Here is a 15,456-nt window from a genome sequence, read left to right as displayed (position 1 = left end):
GTGCGTTTCTTTGAGCCGGACCGCCTTTGTGCCGGGCGGGCGATTGAAAGCCGCCTAAGCCTCTCCTGAATGGAGTGTGCTCAGACGCGCTGCGACTGCCACAACGTGGCGGCAGGGATCGAGACATTGACGACTAACGAGCAAATCTCCCGTTTCCGGGCCAACTCTTGGCTGCACGAGGCAACTCAAGGAGCCTGTCGACACATGTCCGGGACCACATTCCAGGCTGCGGCTACCAGTTTTCTCCGAAGGGCCGCAACTCGACATTGAATGACCACGCGCTGCGATCCTGATGAACAACGTGCCAGATCTCCGTTGCAATCGCCTGCGGCTTAATGAAAAAGTCTTCCGGACTCGCCGGGTAGCGTTTCCTAGTCCATTCCAAATCGATAACCGCATCAATGATGACATAGGCGACATGTACGCCTTGCGGCCCGAGCTCGCGCGCCATCGATTCGGCCAGGATCCGCTGCGCCGCCTTGGTCGGTGCAAAGCCGGCGAAAGCGGGCTTGCCCCGCAGGGCTGACGTATTGCCGGTGGCAACAATGGCGCCCTTGCCCGAGCTGACCATCGCCGGCGCAAAGCGCCTCGCGAGATACAAGAGTCCCATCGTATTGATCTGGAAGTTTCGGTTGAGAATCTGCGGATCAATCTCGCGAAACGTACCAAAAGCTCCGCCAACGGCATTGTGGATGACGACGCCGGGCTGACCCAGCTCGCGCTCGACGGAGCTCGCGACCATTTCGATCTGCGCCGGATCGGACACGTCGCATCGATAGCCACGCGCGTTCGGCAGCTCGCTCTCGAGTGCGGCAAGACGTTCCTCGTTCCTGGCGAGAAGCGCCACGCGGTAGCCGCCCTCGGCAAATCGTCTGGCGAGCGCCGAACCCGTGCCGGGTCCAACGCCCGTTATCAGGCAAACGGGCGCGATCATGCGATTAAACCTCCTGGTTGGAGCGGGCGGCTATTACCTTCAGGGGGCCGCCTTTGAGACCAATCTTTCGACATACGGTTTGAGGTCCGGCCTGAAGTGCTCGTGATCAATCAGCCGGGCGAAGTGCGCGAACGCCAGCGGATAGTCGCTTTCGACCCCCTGATGCAGGATCCTGTCGAGCCCATGCTCGCTCAATTGCCTGGCCCGGGCATGCTCGTTCATGAACAATGCAAACTCGGCGGCAAAGCAAATGTCCGCCAAGGTGATGCCATTTCCCACCAGCGTATCCCGTCGCGGAGACAACGCCTGTTCCAGTCCCGAGGCATAGATGGCGAAGGCCTCCTTGGCGCGCGCATGTATCGCCGCATCGACCGTGCCGCCCGAAAGCGCGAGCAGATAGATCTGCGCATCTCTCGCAAAGACGAGGCTGACATCCAGAAAGCTGTCGATCCTGGACGCTTCGTAAGCATCACGCCCATAGAGCGGGAACGCCGCCTCACCCAGCCGCGCCACCGCTCGCATGATGCTGTTCGACTCGAAGATGCCGGTCTTTCCGCCGGGCCCGAAAGCTGTCGGCACGTTACCGAACGGCTGTGCTTCAAGGAACGCATCGGTCTTGAAGAGCTGCGCACCGGTCAGCCCGACCCGGCCGATACGCGCAAGGGATGACAAGGATTGACGCTCGTTGTCAGCCAGGGGACGCGCATCATAATCCCATAGCCATTCCCTCAACTCCTTGGCCGATGCTCCCCTGACCTCGACGTCCACGGCGCAGAACCGGGCGGCGATGGTTGCCTTCCAGACACGCGGGTTCGGTAGATAAGAGAATATTCGCAAATCAGCCATCGTGGATCGCTCCTGATGAACGTGGGGTCGCCTACTCCGAGCTCCCGTCGAGAATTTCACCGAACTGCTCCCAGCCCGTGCCGGTCCATCGCTGAAGCTGCAGTTGCGTCCAGATCATGTTGTTGCTGGCGCTGGTGTTGATGTGAATTCCGGGCAGCGCGGTCGGCAGCACGAGGTTCTTCAGCGACTTCGCCTGTTTGATGATGTTTTCGCGCGAAAGGTCGTCGCCGCATTGCTTGAGAATCTGCTCCAGCACCATGCCCTGCTGATACCCGGTCAGATAGCTGGTGTTGGTGATATCCGAGCCGGCCAGATATCGTTCGAAGAAGTCACGATAGACCTTGACGCCCTCGTCATCCGCCCACTTCTGATCGCTGGGGTCCTTGTTCGGCGTTCCCACGATCACGCCGATCGCGTTTTCCAATCCCGCCGGCTTCAGCGTGCCCGCGATTGTCGATGAGGGGAAGTTGATGAAGATTGTCGGCTTCCAGCCGCTCTCGGCGGCGCGGCGGATGGCCTGAGCAGCGAATTTCGGTGTACCTGCGATGAACAGCGCCTGTGCACCCGAACTCTTGAGTGTGACCACCTGCGAGTCGACCGTTGGTTCCGTCACCTCGTAACTGGCGGTCACCACGCGCTTGTCGAAATCAGCGCCTAGCACCGTTTTGAAGGCATTCACATAGTCACGACCCAGATCGTCGTTCTGGAACAGAATCGCGTATTTCGCCGTGGGCAAGGTGCGCTGCAGATATCTTGCGTAGATCTTTCCCTCGGTGTCATAGCTGACAAGTCCCGTGGTCGTCAGCGGGTAGTCCTTGACGCTGGTGAATTTGCTGGCGCCGGTCACGATCGCGATCGTCGGCACCCGTTTCGCGGCGAGGTATTTTGCCACGGCGGAATTGCCCGCCGTGCCGAGCTGGCTGAACATAAAGGCGACATCGTCGCTCTCCACCAGCCTGCGCGCGTGCTCAAATGCCTTCGGCGGGCTATAAGCATCATCGAGCATGAGATATTCGATTTTGCGTCCGTTAATCCCTCCGCGATCGTTGACCGATTGCACATAGGCCCGCACGCCCTGTCCGGTCTGGCCGATCGAGGAAGCCGGCCCACTCAGGGGAAATATCCCGCCGATCTTGATTTGCGTCGCCGTGACACCGGGCGTGTCACCTGCCCAGCACGAGATTGACATAGCAAGCAAGATTGCGCAGCCCAGCCGGATGCTCCTAAACATCGCGCATTCCTCCAATGTTGACGCGTCTCGCCTTCCGCAGGTCCGACGCTTGTTCCTCGATCGGCTCAGGCGGCCAATTTGAGTATCTTGATGACGTCGCCGGGCTCGCGGATCGGCTGCGGGTTCGCCCGCGTAAAGATCGAGAGCATGGCGTTCTTGCCGATCAGCTCGAAGCGATCCTCGGTAACGCCGACCTCGGCGAGCGTCCGGGGAAGGCCGAGCTCCGCGATAAATTCCGCGAAGGCCTCGCTGGCATCACGCTCGGGCCTCCCGAGTGCGGCTGCGACCGCCTTCTGAGCGGCTTCCGTGGCCGGGCGGTTGTAGCGCAACACGCTCGGCATCATCACGGCTGTGCAGAAATAATGCGGCACGTCGCAGGTGCCGCCGAGCACATGACCGATGGCGTGGCTCGCCCCCATCGGCACCCTCGCCTGCAACCCGAAGGCCGACAGCCACGAGCCCAACTGACAGCTCAGCCGTGCCGCTTCGTCGTTCGGATTGCTCCTGGTGCGCCCGAGACCATCATGCAGATAGCGCAGTCCCTGCTGACACACGGCGTCGACGAGTATATTGGGACGACTCGAACAGATCGCCTCGATGCCGTGATCCATGGCTCGTGTGCCGGAACCAAGCCAGAGTTTTTCCGGCGTATATTTGGTGATGGCGGGATCGAGAATGATACTGCGCGGCATCATCATGGGGTGGTTGAAGATCTGCTTCAGCTTGCGGCGGGCATCGGTGACCAGCGTGCCGGAATTGTATTCGCCGCCGGACAGCGTGCTGGGGATGGCAATCATGCGCACCTTGGGGGTGCGGAACTGACCGAAGCGTCGCTCCGGCGTGGTTTCGAAGCCGTCAAGCCCGTCCTGCTCGAAGATCTCGTGCTCCATGCACATCAGCACGATCTTCGCCGCGTCGACCGCCGAGCCGCCGCCGATGGCGACGACTAGGTCAGTCTTCGCCTCCGCCGCTCGCCTCGCGATCTGCACCACCGCTTCGCGTGTCGTGTGCTGCGGGACCCCATCGAACGTCTCGGCATGGCGTTCGCCCAGGCCTTTGCGGATCTTCTCAATCTCTTCGGTCTTGCTGTTCAGGGTGCGGCTGACGATCAGGTAGACACGCCTGGCGCCAAGCCGCTCCGCTTCCTCACGCAGCGCCTCGGCCGCAGGCTTGCCGTAGATCACCGATTCCATCGTCGGGTATTGATAACTGCCCGTGACCAGCATGCCTTCGCTCCCATCGATGTTGTTGTTCGACATTCCCGCGTGGCGCCGGGCCGTCAGGCGACGGCGCGCGCCGGTGCGTCGTCGATAGTCCCGTCAAGAAAGCCGGTGAGGCGCTGACGTATGATCTGCTCGGCCTCACTCATGATACGATCGATCAGCTCCTTCACGGTCGGAATGTCCTTGATCAGGCCGACCACCATCCCGCAGCTCCAGGCACCCGCGTCCATTTCGCCGTTCACCATGACCTTGGGGTAGACTCCGGCCACCTGCTCGTGGATGTCGTCGATCTTCAGGCTTGCGCCCTTTTCACGCTCGACTTCGAGCAGTTGATCGACGCCCTTGTTCTTGAGCACACGCTCGGTATTGCGCAGCGCGCGCATCACCAGCACCGTGTCGAGCTCGGTTGCCTTGACCAACGCGTGCTTGACGTTGTCGTGGACCGGCGCTTCCTTGGTAGCGACGAAGCGGGTTCCCATGTTCATTCCGGCCGCGCCCATCGACAGCGCTGCCACGAGGCTCCGAGCATCCGCCATGCCGCCCGAGGCCACAAACGGGATCTTCAATTCGTCCGCCGCGCGCGGCAGCAGGATCATATTCGGGATGTCGTCCTCGCCAGGGTGGCCGCCGCACTCGAACCCGTCAACGCTCACCGCATCGCAACCGATCTTCTCAGCCTTAAGCGAATGTCGCACCGAAGTGCATTTGTGGATCACCTTGATCCCGGCCGCCTTCAGCGCCGGCATGTACTGCTCGGGGCTGCGGCCAGCGGTCTCGACAGCCTTGACGCCACCTTCCTTGATGGCGGCGATGTATTCTGGATAGGGAGGCGCGATGAAGCTCGGCAGGAAGGTCAGGTTCACGCCGAAGGGCTTGTCGGTCATGTCGCGGCAACGCGCGATTTCCTTCGCCAGCCGTTCCGGGGTTCTCTGTGTCAGGCCGGTGATGATGCCGAGACCGCCGGCGTTGGAGACGGCTGCCGCAAGCTCGGCAAAGCCGACATAATGCATGCCACCCTGGATGATCGGATGCTGGATGCCGAATAGTTCAGTGATTGCCGTCTTCACGTGTGATCTCCGCTTTTGAATCAGTGGACGACTTCGAACAGACCGGCCGCGCCCATGCCACCGCCGATGCACATGGTCACCACGCCGTATTTCGCCTTGCGCCTACGGCCCTCGATCAGGAGGTGCCCCGTGAGCCGCGAACCGGTCATGCCGTAGGGATGGCCGATCGCGATCGAGCCGCCATTGACGTTGAGCTTGTCCGGATCGATGCCGAGCTTGTCGCGGCAATAGATCACCTGCACCGCATAGGCCTCATTGAGCTCCCAGAGATCGATGTCGTCGATCTTCAGATTGTGGCGCTTCAACAGCCGCGGGATCGCAGCGACCGGGCCGACGCCCATCTCGTCCGGCTCGACGCCGGCGGCGACGAAGCCGCGGAAGATGCCAAGCGGCTTCAGGCCCTTCCTGGCAGCGATCTTGTCGCTCATGATCACGCAAGCCGAGGCGCCGTCCGAAAGCTGGCTGGCATTGCCGGCGCTTATCGTCTTGCCCTCGAACACCGGCTTGATCTTGGCGAGGCCCTCGGCGGTCGTATCGGGGCGCGGTCCTTCGTCTTTGGTCAGCGTCACCTGCTGGTAGCTGACCTCCTTGGTGTCCTTGTCGATCACGGCCATCCTGGTCGTGATCGGCACGATCTCGTCGTTGAAGCGGCCCCCCTGCAGGGCGGCACCGACGCGGCGCTGGCATTCGAGGCTGTATTCGTCCTGCTTATCGCGGCCAATCCTGTAGCGCTCGGCGACGACCTCCGCGGTCTCCAGCATCGACATGTACATTTCCGGCTTCATCGCCATCAGCTCTTCGTCGACGGCATGGAACCTGTTCATGTGGTCGTTCTGCACCAGACTGATCGACTCGATGCCGCCGCCGATCGCGATCTCGACGCCGTCGAGCATCACCGAGCGCGCAGCGACCGCGATCGCCTGCAGGCCAGAGGCGCACTGGCGATCAATTGTGGTACCGGCAACCGTGACGGGGAGACCGGCACGGATCGCGCCCTTGCGCGCGACGTTCATCACCATGGTGCCCTGCTGCATGGCACAGCCCATCACCACGTCCTCGACCTCGCCGGGCGCGATACCGGCACGTTTCACGGCCTCGGCCATCACATGGCCGGCCAGGGTCGGACCGTCGGTATTGTTGAGCGCGCCGCGATAGGCCTTGCCGACACCGGTACGCGCGGTAGAAACGATAACTGCATCAGTTGTCATGCTTGCGTCTCTGCTTAGGCCGCTTTTTCGAGCCGCGCGTAGCGCAGCAAGTGATATGCGGGATCGCCGAACTGGATGTTGATCGCGGAAATGCGCTTGAAGTAGTGCCCGACATTGAGCTCGTCGGTCATGCCCATGCCACCATGCAGCTGCACCGCCTGGTCGGCGACGAACCTGCCGGCATAACCGATTTTCGATTTTGCGCCTGACGCCAGTCGCGAGACGCCAGTCTCGCCCGCGTGGAGGCTGAGATTGAGATGCTGCATCAGGGAGAGCGCCTCCTGATGCGCGACAAACATGTCGACCATCCGGTGCTGCAGCACCTGAAACGAGCCGATCGCCGTTCCGAACTGCTTTCTCGTCTTTGAATATTCCAGCGTGGCCGAGTTCAGCTCCCCGATCGCGCCGACGGCTTCGGCACAGAGCGCGCCGATCGCCCGATCACGGCAGGCTTCCAGCGCAGCGACACCTTCGCCTTCCTTGCCAAGCAGCTGACCGCGGACATTGTTCAAACTGACCTCAGCGGCGCGGCGTCCGTCGATGGTCTTGAAACTCTGCAGATGCAGGTTGGCCGCGCGCCGATCGACGACGAACAGGCTGACGCCGCCGCGGTCACCTGAGATCCGGGCAGAGACGATGAGATAATCCGCCCAGGGTGCGGCGATCACAGCTGTCTTCTCGCCACTCAAGACGTAGTCGCCGTCGTCGTGGCGCGCGGTAGTCGTCACCGTCGCCAGATCGAAGCGCGAGCCCTTTTCGGCCCAGGCCAGAGCCCAGATCTTCTTCCCCGCGATGATGTCGGGGATAAAGCCCTTCTTCTGCGTGTCGGATCCCGCCTGCTCGATCAGGCCGCCGGCAAGCACGACCGTTTCAACGAACGGCTCGACCACGAGGTGGCGGCCGAACTCCTGCATGATGATCATGGTCGACAGCGGTCCACCACCGAGACCGCCGACGTCCTCGGAGAACGGCGCCGCGAACAGACCGAGTTCGGCGAAGTCAGCCCATTGTTCGCGGCTAGCGCCTTCTTCGCTTGCGACGATCTTGCGACGCGCGTCAAAATCATACTGGTCGCGCAGCAGACGCTGGACGCTCGATCGCAATAATTCCTGCTCTTCCGTGAACTGGATATCCATCCGATCCTCTTGTGGCGCTGTTGCTAGAGACCGAGCACTGCCTTGGCGATGATGTTGCGCTGGATCTCGTTCGACCCGCCGTAGATGCTGAGCTTTCGCGAGTTCAGGTACTTTTCCGACGCGGTGTGTCCATAGTCCGGCCCAGGCATGAAATGGTTCGCGCTGACCGGATGCTCTCGGATCGCCAGACCATAATTGCCGGTGGCACGGTGAGTCAGCTCGGTGATGTTCTGAAAGATCTCGGTGCCGCGGATCTTGAACAGCGAGGCCGCCGGCCCCGGATCGATCCCGCGCGCCATCTGCGCCACGACCCGCAACTCGGTCGCTTCCAGCGCCAGCACGTCGACCTCAACGCGGGCGATATCCCTGATGAATTCGAGATGGGCCGGATCCTCCTCCCATATCTCGGCCTTCACGATCCGCTTCAGCCGCTCGATGTAGCGCGTCGAGCGGCCGATCCCGGCCATGCTGGTGCGTTCATTGCCGAGCAGGAATTTCGCGTAGCTCCAGCCCTTGTTCTCCTCGCCAATGAGGTTCTCTACGGGAACGCGAACGTCTTCCAGGAAGACATCGTTGACCTCGTGGGAGCCGTCGATGGTGATGATCGGCCGGACCGTAACACCGGGCGACTTCATGTCGATCAGCAGGAACGAGATGCCGGACTGCGGTTTGGCGGCAGGATCGGTCCGCACCAGGCAAAAGATCCAGTCGGCGTGCTGGGCCAGCGTGGTCCAGGTCTTGTGGCCGTTGACGATGTAGTGGTCACCGTCACGTACGGCCTTGGTGCGGACCGTGGCAAGATCGGAGCCGGAGCCCGGCTCGGAATAGCCCTGGCACCACCAGTCCTCACCGGACAGGATGCGCGGCAGAAACTTCTTCTTCTGCGCTTCGTTGCCGAACGTATAGATGACCGGGCCAACCATAGTGACGCTGAACGCCAACGGCGGCATCGTGCCGGCGCGCGTGGTCTCCTGCTCGAAGATGAAGCGGCGCGTGATCGACCAGCCGGGCCCGCCATATTCCTTCGGCCAGAGCGGCGCGATCCAGCCCTTCTTGTGCAGGATGCGATGCCAGAGGAGCATCTGCTCCTTGGAAAGATCAGTCTCCGGATTCGGAACGCGCATCTCCGCCGGATAATTCCCGGCGATGAAGGCGCGCACCTCGTCGCGGAAGGCGGCATCCTCCGGTGACAATGCGAGCTCCATCGGACCTACTCCTACCACTTCTCGCCAAAGGGTCTGATTTCCAGCTCAAACGTCCAGGCGCTCTTCGGCTGCTGATAGAGCTGCCAGTAGGACGCCGCGACCGACGACGGCGGCATCAGGAGGTCGGGGTTGTCGAGCGCATTGGGACCGAGCGCCTCGATGCGGCGCTGCCGCACCCATTCGGTATCGACACCGGAGTCGATGATGAGATGCGCGACGTGGATGTTCTTCGGTCCGAGCTCGCGCGCCATCGCCTGCGCCACGGCGCGCAAGCCAAACTTGGCGCCGGCGAAGGCGGCAAAGCCGCTGCCGCCGCGCAACGACGCGGTCGCGCCGGTGAAGAAAATGTTGCCCGCACCGCGCGCCGTCATCAGCCGCGCCGCCTCACGCCCGGCCAGGAAGCCGGAGTAGCACGCCATTTCCCAGACCTTGCGGAACACGCGCTCGGTAGTCTCCAGGATCGGGAAATTTACGTTGGCGCCAATGTTGAAGATGCAAACTTCCAGCGGCGCATGCTTGTCGGCGTCGTTGAGGAAGGCAGTGATTTCCTCCTCCTTGCGCGCATCGAGCGAGCGGGCATGGATTTCGCCGCCGGCGGCTTCGATCTCCTTGACGAGTGGCGCAAGCTTATCGCCGTTGCGGCGACCGGCGAAGATGGTGAAGCCCTCGGAGGCGAACTTCTTGGCGATCTCGCCGCCGATGAAATCACCGGCACCAATGACGGCAACCGTCTTGTTTCTCTTTTGCATGGTGTTCTCCGGTCTCTTGCTTGAGTGAGTTGTTCTGCGGACGGCGCGTCAGCCTCAGCTGCGCAGCGATTCCGCGAGCTTGTGCTTCAATAGCTTGCCCGTTGATGTCGCGGGCAGCGCGTCCATCAGGATAATCTCGGACGGGCGCTTGTACGAGGTCAGTTGCGGAGCAACATGGGCCATCAGATCCTGTACCGTGACGGTCGAGCCCTTGATCAGCTGCACAAAGGCCACGATCTCTTCATTGCCCTCGACTGGCCGTCCGACCACGGCGCACTGCACCACCGCATCGTGCGTACTCAACACTGCTTCTATCTCAGCCGGATAGACGTTAAATCCGGAGCGGATGATCATCTCCTTGGTCCTGCCAACGATGAAGAGGCAGTCGCCCTCGAAGCGCGCTAGGTCGCCGGTGTTGAACCAACCGTCGGCATCGATCGCCTTCGCGGTCAAGTCGGGAGCGCGGTAGTAGCCACGCATCACATTCGGGCCACGAACATGGAGCTCACCGACCTCAGCGTTGGCAACGGTCTTGCCGTTCCGAGCGACGAGCTTTGCCTCAAGGCCTGGGAGAACCGTTCCTACGGCGTGGTCGGCCCTCGGGTTATCGAATCGGACGCCGGAGATGCCCGGCGAGCACTCGGTAATGCCGTAGCCGTTAAGGAGCGGCAGGCCGAGTTCCTGCTCGACACGAGATTTGAGATCCAGATCGAGCGGCGCTCCCGCCACTGCAATCAGGCGAAGCGCACCACGATTGAACTTCGGCAAGCCTGCGTTGCGCCGGTATTCAACCAGCCGCTGGTAAGTCGCCGGCACGCCATTGAGGATGGTAATACCCTCCTCCGCCATCGCTTTCGCGAGGGCGGCCGGATCGTACTTTGCGACCAGGCGCACGGTGCCGCCAACCATCAAAGTCATGGTGAGCAACGAAATGCCAACGATGTGCGAGATCGGCAGTACACAATATTGCACATCGGCCGACGTCATCTTCCGCCAATTGGCAGTGCCCTTTGCGCTGAACAGGAGATTGCGGTGAGTTAGCATCACGCCCTTGGGCGTGCCCGTGGTCCCCGATGTGTAGATGAGGACCGCAACCTGGTGCGAGCCTTCGGTCTCGACCGGCTCTGGCGCGGTCGTCTCATTCAGCGCGGTCACGCCGATGCCCTCGAGCGGGCCGACATCCTGTATGCTCGCGCCATACCGCGTGGCGTGGTCGGATGCTTCCTGCGAAACATCGGTGGTAAAGAAAGCCCGACGAGCGCCACTGTGATCCTTGATCTGGTCAATCTCGCGTGGCGACAGCCGCGGATTGACGACGATCGCCCATGCATCAAGCCGGCTTGCGGCGAGCAGCAGACAGGCGAGCGGAATGGAGTTTTCGCTGACGATCATCATGCGGTCGCCGGCGCGGATTCCCAGCGCCCGCAACGCCCTCGCGACGCCGCCCACGCTCCGATCCAGCTCGCGATAGGTCAAGCTTGCCTTGTCATCGATCAAGGCAAGACGATCCGGGGTCAAGTCGACATGCCGGTCGATCACCCCGTGGATCCGGTTTGGCAAGCCTTCAAGATGTTCTGCCACCGTCTGCGTCGAAGCCACCACTGAAACCTCCCTGCAATGGCCCTTTGGGCCCTATTCTTTCTTGCTTCCGGTCCGGATCAGGCGGTCTTGCGCCGCTCCGTGGCTAGTTGCGCGACGATCTCGTCCTCCACCTCGCGCAATTTGTCCTTGCCAAAGAAAATCTCGCTCCCGACGTAAAAGGTCGGCGATCCGAACGAGCCGCGAGCCACGGCATCACTGGTGTTCTCGATCAGCTTCTTCTTGACGTCGTCCTGCTGTGCGCGCACCGCAATGCGATCGATATCGAGTCCAGAGGACAGGAACGCCTCGCGGAAGACCTGCGGATCGTCCATCTTCTTGGGCTCGACCCACATGTGGTGATAGGCGGCGCGGAAATAGGGCTCGAACATTCCCTCGAACTGGGCCGCAACGACGCCGCGCATCAGCGTTAGCGTGTTCACCGGGAAGAACGGGTTCGACTTGAATTTCGTGATGTTGTGGCGCCGTAGAAAGCGCTCAGTTTCCAGCGCGTTGTATCCGGGCTTGTTCTTGATGCCGTGCAGGGACTCGGCTGGCGACATATTGCCAGTCGCCTTGTAGACGCCACCGAGGAGCACGGGAACGTAGTCGAACTTCACGCCGATCCGCCGCTCGATCTCCGGCAGCACCAGTTCGGCGAGATAAGCGTTGGGACTACCGAAATCGAAATGAAACTCGACCTTAAGCGGAACAGCCATGGCACGCCTTTCCTTTTCGACTGGCAGCCCCCGCAGACCGCCCCGTTAATCGCATCGAGATGCTACGTTCTATTTTAGAACTGTCAATATGATACTCATCATATGATCTAAGGTTTGTAGCGGTTAGTGAGGTATCGTATTGAAATCATGTCCGTTCTAATTTAGAATTTATTTTGAAATGCTGTGGCGAATTGCTGGAGACGCGAATGAAATGGGACGCTCTCGAGGAGGAGCCTTGTTCGCTCGCCCGCACAGTGGCCGTGATCGGCGACCGCTGGAGCCTGCTCATCCTGCGCGAATGCTTTCTGCGCATCCGCAGGTTCGATGAATTTCAGGCGTCGCTGGGAGTTACCCGGCATCTTCTCGCCGATCGGCTGAAGAAGCTGGTGCGCTTCGGCGTGCTTCGCCGGATTCCCTACCAGGACTCGCCAAAGCGCTACGAATACATCCTGACGCAGAAGGGTCTCGACCTTTATCCGATCATCATGTCCATCGTGCACTGGGGCAACATCCACATGGTCGACGCGCGCGGGAGGCCGATGCTGCATGAGCACAAGAACTGCGGAAAGTTGTTCGACCCAGTCATGGTCTGTTCGGAATGCGGTGAGCCGCTCACGGCCAAGGCAGTTCACGTGCATCCTGGCCCCGGCGCGCGACAATCGTCGCCGGTACGTGCGAACACGCTAACAGGCTCCAGGAGAACCGTTCGATCTGGTTAGGTCACTAATAAACATCAGGCCCTCTCTGCAACAATGCAAAATCGCGACCCCTGCAATGGTGTGGACGTGATCTCCAGGTGATGCCCGAGCATCCCAGCGGCTTGTCGCACAATGTAGAGGCCTACCCCATCGCTACCGCTCGAGAAGTCCGTGCAAGCGAACAAATCAAAGACTTGCGGAATCTCGTCGCCGGGATATGCCGATAGCGGCGTCATAGACTTCGATGAGGACGTTCTTGCCGGCAGCACGGCATCAACGAGAACGCGACCGCCAGGGTGAGTGTACTTGACCAAGTTACGCACCAGATTTCGCAGGATCGCACCGAAGAGCAACCTATCGCTCTGAATCCGCTACCGGGCAACGAGACCAATCGGATCGTGTGGGCCACCGCATGGCCACCCATGACCGGCGTCGGACGACCTGCAAAACTACCGTCGCTCTCTGTCAGGCTCGGCGATCGGTGAAGCCTTGTGTGTTCAGTCAGGATGAACCATCCTGGCATTACCGAGCAGGACAGCCGAATAATCTTCCGCAGATCCGCCAATGTTCACTTGCTCGAAGTAGTTGTACCAACCAGACGCGGTGATCTGACGCTCGAACTCGCGCTGAAATTCGACGCTCGGCACGCGATAGACGCAAAAGAAGTCGCACGGCGCGCGGCGATCGGTCTCAGGCGCGTTCTTGCCGTAGGCGATGACGTCGACGCCGGCAGATTTCAATCCGTTTACGGCCTCGATGACCTTGTTGACGAATTCGGTTCGCTCGGTTTCGGAGCATTTGCTCCATGCGGGAGCGTAGTTGTAGAGCTCGACGAAAACCCTGCTGCATGATGACACCTTACGAGAGCGTGGGCCGGTTAGAGTTTTCCCATGGCCGAGCGGCGGGCTCTCACGCCCTCCAGCTGCTCGACCGGCATCAGATACTTCAGCGCGTCGGTCGTTTTGGCCAATGTCGCGGGATCGGCCAGTTCAGTTCGCCCGGTTCCGAAAGGGGGTTGCGGCGCATACTCGAAGGACAGCTCTGCCACTCGACCGACGGGCTCTCCCGCGAGGTGGCCGACTATGGCAAGACCGAAATCAACTCCCGCAGTCATGCCACCGCCGGTCGCACGATTTCGGTCGATCACATACCTGGCGTCGGTCGGGATCGCGCCGGCGGTCCCGCAATGTCTGCTCTCGCGACGCTGTTGGGGCTAATGAGGTAAGCCGCATCCCGGATGTTTGTGGTCCGTGGCAACGGGAGCGTCGCCGCGCCGCGGTGAGAAGACAAGTGTCACTAACTGGTACCTGCTCGCATTCGATCCCGGCTTCCCGGGGGCGACCAAGAGGGACGTACTCGTGGCGGCGCTGCCTGCCTGATGACCTAATCCCCGAGCCAGCAATATTGGTCGGTGGCGTCAATGGCATCTTGCCGTGGCCTGGAATCGTGAGTTCATTGCAGTGACCGGCGTGCGTCCCTCCTGCCGCCGCCGAACTGGAAAGGATACACCATGAGGAAAACGTTATTGGCTCTCGCTGCGGCCGCGACTTTGGCCGTCTCCGCAGCCTCGCCCGCGTTTGCTGGTCCGCGCTATGATTACGGACCCGGCGGCAATCCGTATCCGCGCACTTATCCCGGCCCCGGCGGCTATCCGTACTGGTCGGGCTATGTCGATGCCCCGGTTGGCGAACCAATGCCTCCTTGCTACTGGAAGACCCAACGCTTCTGGGACGGGCATGGCTGGCGGGAGCACCGCGTGCGGGTCTGCGGCTAATAAACGGCCGAGAGGCCCATGCGAATCCGACACGGTGCGGCGACATGGCTCAAATACGTTGCCGTAGGCGATATCGGCCGCGGGGGTCGTCACAGTAGGACGGTCCTTTCACCCGATCCAAGCTGGCCGCTTGCCGTGGTCGCGGCTTGCCGGCGCCGCAGACTCCTAACGTCTTCAGCGCGCCGGTCGTGCACTGCTCGAAACCAGCCGCAGGAGCGGATAGCGTGGCCGCCGCCAGCATGAGGGTGATCGTCGCCGCCGAAGATGCCCAGAATAGGCGAAGGTGCCCACGTCTAGGCGCGGGCAATGTTACGTCCGCGCGCGACCTCCGGCTTGGCGGCAGCATGCCGAGCGGCGCGCGCAAGGAGTTTTGCCGCCACTTCTCAGCTAATGACGCCTTTCGCGGCGCATGGTCTGGCGATCAAGTCGCACCACTTTTGTGTACTCGCCGGAATCGTTCGCCAATTTCGGCGAGCGACGACGCAGGAGGAAGGCAGCTCCGCAAAGCGTCTCCTTTCTCCACACAATGCGGCAGATGAAAATTGCGGGATGGCCATCGAACGACAGCACAAATTCGTTGGCAAATATGAAGTACGGCGCGGAGATGCAGGCCCCCAAGGCGCTGATATCGCGCACCACGCATGGATGAGTCCCACGAATTCCATCGAATGACAGCAGCGCCGCCCGGTTCATCGGTATGCGGCTCAGTGCGCGACGTTCCATCATGGCCAGATGCTCCAAATGAGAATGCAACTTCCCATCGGACGCGACCGCAGCGATTGCGATCGCGCTTTATGAAGTCGGTTTCCCGGTCCCGCCGACGCCCGGAAAACGGCAGCACCTGCAAAGCTGATCTGGTTGATTTAAGCTAACAAGCAGCATTGTTGTCTTATTAAAATTGGATCGAAGTTCGTGGTTAATTCAGACGCCGACTTTACAAACGGACGTTCGTGTTTCGAAGCGGAGGTCGGCTTCACGAGATCCATGGGCGAAATGCGCAGGGAGCGTCTGCCCCTCGATCGTCGGCGTCACGCCGACGCCCTCCAGGCGCTCGCCATCGACTCGGACATTTTCGAGAATCCGCGGCC

At 61.2% G+C, this 15,456-nt stretch carries 17 protein-coding genes; 2 read left to right on the top strand and 15 right to left on the bottom strand.

Annotated elements, in window-relative coordinates:
• Nucleotides 1-232: 232 nt before the first annotated feature.
• The 11 genes from SO180_RS25675 to SO180_RS25625 form a co-directional block, all read right to left on the bottom strand.
• Complete coding sequence (locus tag SO180_RS25675) at nucleotides 233-934, bottom strand: SDR family NAD(P)-dependent oxidoreductase (protein WP_449381620.1); 702 nt, start codon at nucleotides 932-934, stop codon at nucleotides 233-235.
• Nucleotides 935-973: 39 nt separating this feature from the next.
• Nucleotides 974-1,702: a glutathione S-transferase family protein gene (locus tag SO180_RS25670; RefSeq protein ID WP_449381619.1), complete on the bottom strand. Its 729-nt coding sequence runs from the start codon at nucleotides 1,700-1,702 to the stop codon at nucleotides 974-976.
• Between the two features lie 109 nt (nucleotides 1,703-1,811).
• A complete protein-coding gene (locus SO180_RS25665) occupies nucleotides 1,812-3,011 on the bottom strand; it encodes an ABC transporter substrate-binding protein (protein ID WP_449381618.1) in 1,200 nt (399 codons plus the stop codon).
• A gap of 65 nt (nucleotides 3,012-3,076) precedes the next feature.
• On the bottom strand, nucleotides 3,077-4,237 hold the full coding sequence (locus tag SO180_RS25660; RefSeq protein WP_449381624.1) for an iron-containing alcohol dehydrogenase: 1,161 nt from the start codon (nucleotides 4,235-4,237) through the stop codon (nucleotides 3,077-3,079).
• Between the two features lie 53 nt (nucleotides 4,238-4,290).
• Nucleotides 4,291-5,301, bottom strand: coding sequence for an NAD(P)H-dependent flavin oxidoreductase (locus SO180_RS25655; RefSeq protein ID WP_449381617.1), 1,011 nt, complete (start codon nucleotides 5,299-5,301; stop codon nucleotides 4,291-4,293).
• A gap of 20 nt (nucleotides 5,302-5,321) precedes the next feature.
• Nucleotides 5,322-6,509: an acetyl-CoA C-acyltransferase gene (locus SO180_RS25650; RefSeq protein ID WP_449381616.1), complete on the bottom strand. Its 1,188-nt coding sequence runs from the start codon at nucleotides 6,507-6,509 to the stop codon at nucleotides 5,322-5,324.
• Nucleotides 6,510-6,523: 14 nt separating this feature from the next.
• Nucleotides 6,524-7,645, bottom strand: coding sequence for an acyl-CoA dehydrogenase family protein (locus tag SO180_RS25645; protein ID WP_449381615.1), 1,122 nt, complete (start codon nucleotides 7,643-7,645; stop codon nucleotides 6,524-6,526).
• Nucleotides 7,646-7,668: 23 nt separating this feature from the next.
• On the bottom strand, nucleotides 7,669-8,850 hold the full coding sequence (locus tag SO180_RS25640) for an acyl-CoA dehydrogenase family protein (RefSeq protein ID WP_449381614.1): 1,182 nt from the start codon (nucleotides 8,848-8,850) through the stop codon (nucleotides 7,669-7,671).
• Nucleotides 8,851-8,861: 11 nt separating this feature from the next.
• Complete coding sequence (locus SO180_RS25635; RefSeq protein ID WP_449381613.1) at nucleotides 8,862-9,599, bottom strand: SDR family oxidoreductase; 738 nt, start codon at nucleotides 9,597-9,599, stop codon at nucleotides 8,862-8,864.
• Between the two features lie 54 nt (nucleotides 9,600-9,653).
• A complete protein-coding gene (locus SO180_RS25630; protein WP_449381612.1) occupies nucleotides 9,654-11,198 on the bottom strand; it encodes a class I adenylate-forming enzyme family protein in 1,545 nt (514 codons plus the stop codon).
• 59 nt (nucleotides 11,199-11,257) lie between these two features.
• Nucleotides 11,258-11,896 carry a 2-hydroxychromene-2-carboxylate isomerase gene (locus tag SO180_RS25625; protein ID WP_449381611.1) on the bottom strand — a complete coding sequence of 213 codons (639 nt, stop codon included), beginning with the start codon at nucleotides 11,894-11,896 and terminating at the stop codon, nucleotides 11,258-11,260.
• A 206-nt stretch (nucleotides 11,897-12,102) separates the two neighbouring features.
• Here SO180_RS25625 and SO180_RS25620 point away from each other — a divergent pair, with 206 nt between their 5' ends.
• Nucleotides 12,103-12,615 (top strand): winged helix-turn-helix transcriptional regulator, encoded by a 513-nt coding sequence (locus SO180_RS25620; RefSeq protein WP_449381610.1) that lies wholly within the window; start codon nucleotides 12,103-12,105, stop codon nucleotides 12,613-12,615.
• A 14-nt stretch (nucleotides 12,616-12,629) separates the two neighbouring features.
• Here the strand turns inward: SO180_RS25620 and SO180_RS25615 are convergent, their stop codons facing one another.
• From SO180_RS25615 to SO180_RS25605, 3 genes are all read right to left on the bottom strand, one after another.
• A complete protein-coding gene (locus SO180_RS25615) occupies nucleotides 12,630-12,947 on the bottom strand; it encodes a sensor histidine kinase (RefSeq protein WP_449381609.1) in 318 nt (105 codons plus the stop codon).
• A gap of 144 nt (nucleotides 12,948-13,091) precedes the next feature.
• Nucleotides 13,092-13,451 (bottom strand): DUF6616 family protein, encoded by a 360-nt coding sequence (locus tag SO180_RS25610; RefSeq protein ID WP_449381608.1) that lies wholly within the window; start codon nucleotides 13,449-13,451, stop codon nucleotides 13,092-13,094.
• Nucleotides 13,452-13,471: 20 nt separating this feature from the next.
• Nucleotides 13,472-13,642 (bottom strand): hypothetical protein, encoded by a 171-nt coding sequence (locus SO180_RS25605; RefSeq protein ID WP_449381607.1) that lies wholly within the window; start codon nucleotides 13,640-13,642, stop codon nucleotides 13,472-13,474.
• Between the two features lie 462 nt (nucleotides 13,643-14,104).
• On the opposite strand from SO180_RS25605, the gene SO180_RS25600 reads away from it, so the two are divergent.
• A complete protein-coding gene (locus SO180_RS25600) occupies nucleotides 14,105-14,368 on the top strand; it encodes a hypothetical protein (protein WP_449381606.1) in 264 nt (87 codons plus the stop codon).
• Nucleotides 14,369-14,755: 387 nt separating this feature from the next.
• Here the strand turns inward: SO180_RS25600 and SO180_RS25595 are convergent, their stop codons facing one another.
• Nucleotides 14,756-15,094 (bottom strand): PilZ domain-containing protein, encoded by a 339-nt coding sequence (locus SO180_RS25595; protein ID WP_449381605.1) that lies wholly within the window; start codon nucleotides 15,092-15,094, stop codon nucleotides 14,756-14,758.
• Between the last annotated feature and the right edge of the window lie 362 nt (nucleotides 15,095-15,456).

It is taken from the genome of Bradyrhizobium sp. UFLA05-112 (assembly GCF_053572325.1).
Note: the sequence above shows the minus strand (reverse complement) of the source record. Positions and strands in the feature narration are given on the sequence as shown.

Coding starts and splice junctions, on each gene's coding strand:
- SO180_RS25640 (WP_449381614.1), bottom strand. CDS start 8,850: ATGGAGCTCGCATTGTCACCGGAGGATGCCGCCTTCCGCGACGAGGTG.
- SO180_RS25625 (WP_449381611.1), bottom strand. CDS start 11,896: ATGGCTGTTCCGCTTAAGGTCGAGTTTCATTTCGATTTCGGTAGTCCC.
- SO180_RS25620 (WP_449381610.1), top strand. CDS start 12,103: ATGAAATGGGACGCTCTCGAGGAGGAGCCTTGTTCGCTCGCCCGCACA.
- SO180_RS25665 (WP_449381618.1), bottom strand. CDS start 3,011: ATGTTTAGGAGCATCCGGCTGGGCTGCGCAATCTTGCTTGCTATGTCA.
- SO180_RS25635 (WP_449381613.1), bottom strand. CDS start 9,599: ATGCAAAAGAGAAACAAGACGGTTGCCGTCATTGGTGCCGGTGATTTC.
- SO180_RS25645 (WP_449381615.1), bottom strand. CDS start 7,645: ATGGATATCCAGTTCACGGAAGAGCAGGAATTATTGCGATCGAGCGTC.
- SO180_RS25660 (WP_449381624.1), bottom strand. CDS start 4,237: ATGCTGGTCACGGGCAGTTATCAATACCCGACGATGGAATCGGTGATC.
- SO180_RS25650 (WP_449381616.1), bottom strand. CDS start 6,509: ATGACAACTGATGCAGTTATCGTTTCTACCGCGCGTACCGGTGTCGGC.
- SO180_RS25595 (WP_449381605.1), bottom strand. CDS start 15,094: ATGATGGAACGTCGCGCACTGAGCCGCATACCGATGAACCGGGCGGCG.
- SO180_RS25600 (WP_449381606.1), top strand. CDS start 14,105: ATGAGGAAAACGTTATTGGCTCTCGCTGCGGCCGCGACTTTGGCCGTC.
- SO180_RS25675 (WP_449381620.1), bottom strand. CDS start 934: ATGATCGCGCCCGTTTGCCTGATAACGGGCGTTGGACCCGGCACGGGT.